The sequence below is a fragment of the Streptomyces sp. NPDC018833 genome, assembly GCF_044390825.1.
Classification (GTDB): Bacteria; Actinomycetota; Actinomycetes; order Streptomycetales; family Streptomycetaceae; genus Streptomyces.
The window spans coordinates 1-1,954 of the sequence record NZ_JBIRZM010000043.1 but is presented as its reverse complement, the minus strand read 5'-3'; the positions used below and the strand labels follow the sequence as shown (position 1 = coordinate 1,954).

The 1,954-nt window shown below is 67.5% G+C and carries 3 protein-coding genes; all 3 read right to left on the bottom strand.

Going from position 1 to position 1,954, the window contains the following annotated elements; translation table 11 throughout:
- Nucleotides 1–713 (bottom strand): amino acid ABC transporter ATP-binding protein (locus ACH5AF_RS35305; RefSeq protein WP_398907641.1); only part of this gene is annotated, 713 nt, incomplete at its 3' end.
- Nucleotides 714–718: 5 nt separating this feature from the next.
- Nucleotides 719–1,681, bottom strand: coding sequence for an amino acid ABC transporter permease (locus ACH5AF_RS35300; protein WP_398907639.1), 963 nt, complete (start codon nucleotides 1,679–1,681; stop codon nucleotides 719–721).
- Nucleotides 1,682–1,723: 42 nt separating this feature from the next.
- Nucleotides 1,724–1,954 (bottom strand): transporter substrate-binding domain-containing protein (locus ACH5AF_RS35295; RefSeq protein ID WP_398907637.1); only part of this gene is annotated, 231 nt, incomplete at its 5' end.

Below are 1,954 nucleotides of genomic sequence, written 5' to 3'. Positions count from 1 at the left end.
TGGGGGTTGCCCAGGACGTCGCGCGGGTGGCCGGACTCGACCACCACGCCGCCGTCCATGAAGACCAGTGAGTCGCCGACCTCGCGTGCGAAGCCCATCTCGTGCGTCACGACGATCATCGTCATGCCGTCCTCGGCCAGGCCGCGCATGACGTCCAGGACGTCACCCACCAGCTCCGGGTCGAGGGCCGAGGTCGGCTCGTCGAAGAGCATCAGCTTCGGCTCCATCGCCAGCGCACGGGCGATGGCGACGCGCTGCTGCTGGCCGCCGGAGAGCTGGGAGGGGTAGTTCCCGGCCTTGTCGGCGAGGCCGACCCGGTCGAGCAGCCGCTCGGCCCGGGCGCGGGCGACGGCCCTGGCCTCGCCCTTGACCTGGATCGGGGCCTCCATGACGTTGGCCAGCGCGGTCATGTGCGGGAAGAGGTTGAAGCGCTGGAAGACCATGCCGATGTCGCGGCGCTGGGCCGCGACCTCGCGGTCCTTCAGCTCGTAGAGCTTGTCGCCCTTCTGCCGGTAGCCGACCAGCTGGCCGTCGACCGAGAGCCGGCCGGCGTTGATCTTCTCCAGGTGGTTGATGCAGCGCAGGAAGGTGGACTTGCCGGAGCCGGACGGGCCGACCAGGCAGAACACCTCGCGCGGGGCGACCTCGAGGTCGATGCCGCGCAGGATGTGGGCGGCGCCGTAGGACTTGTGGACGCCTTCGGCCTTCACCATCGCGGTCATGCCCGGACACCTCCCCTGTTACCGATGAAGGGCAACAGGTTCTTCTTGACCCGCTGCCACGGAGTGGGCGGCAGCTGCCGCAGCGAACCGCGCGCGTAGTAGCGCTCGACGTAGTACTGGCCGACGCTGAACACGCTGGTCAGTGCCAGGTACCAGACGGACGCCACCAGCAGCGTCTCCATGATCGCGAACGATGTGGAGCCGATGTTCTGCGCGGCGCGCAGCAGCTCGGTGTACTGCACGGCGGAGACCAGCGAGGAGGTCTTCAGCAGGTTGATGAACTCGTTGCCGGTCGGCGGCACGATCACGCGCATCGCCTGCGGGAGAACGACCCGCCGCATGGTCTTGCCGCTGGACATGCCGAGCGCGTGCGACGCCTCGCTCTGGCCCTCGTCGACGGACTGGATACCGGCCCGGACGATCTCGGCCATGTACGCGCCCTCGTTCAGACCCAGGCCGAGCAGCGCGACCATGAACGGGGTCATCACGTCGACCATCTCGTCCTTGTAGAACCCAAGGTTGAGGACGGGGAAGATCAGCGCGAGGTTGAACCACAGCAGGAGCTGCACATACACCGGCGTGCCGCGGAAGAACCAGATGTACAGCCAGGCCACCGCGCCGGTCACCGGGTTCTTCGACAGCCGCATGACCGCGAAGACGACGCCCAGGACCAGACCGATCAGCATCGACAGAACGCTGATCAGCAGCGTGCGGCCCATGCCGGCGACGATCCGGTCGTCGAAGATGAGGTCGCCGACCGTCCCCCAGGTGACATCGCCCTGGGAGAACGAGTAGGCCAGTGTGCCCAGCAGGGCCACGACGACGACGCCGCTGACCCAGCGGCCCCAGTGCCGGACCGGGATGGCCTTGATCTGCTCAGGGGGTGTGTAGGCCCCCTTGCCGACCGCCGAGTCCGCTGGTGGCTCATCGGCGGGTGTCTTGTGGAACTTGTCAGTCACAGTGACTGCCCTTCAGTGAACGCTCTGAGGCGAGGACGCCGCTTACTTGCCGGCGTTGATCGTCGCCTCGGTCACGGCGCTGTTCTTGACGTCCCACTTCTCCAGGACCTTCGCGTACTCGCCGTTCTTGATGATCGCGTTCAGGGCGTCCTTGAGCGCGTCGCGGAGCTGGGTGTTGTCCTTGTCGACGGCGATGCCGAACGGACCGGCCTCGGTCTGGCCGCCCGCGACCTCGAAGTCGTTGCCGCCGCCCGCGGTCTTCGCGATGTGCGC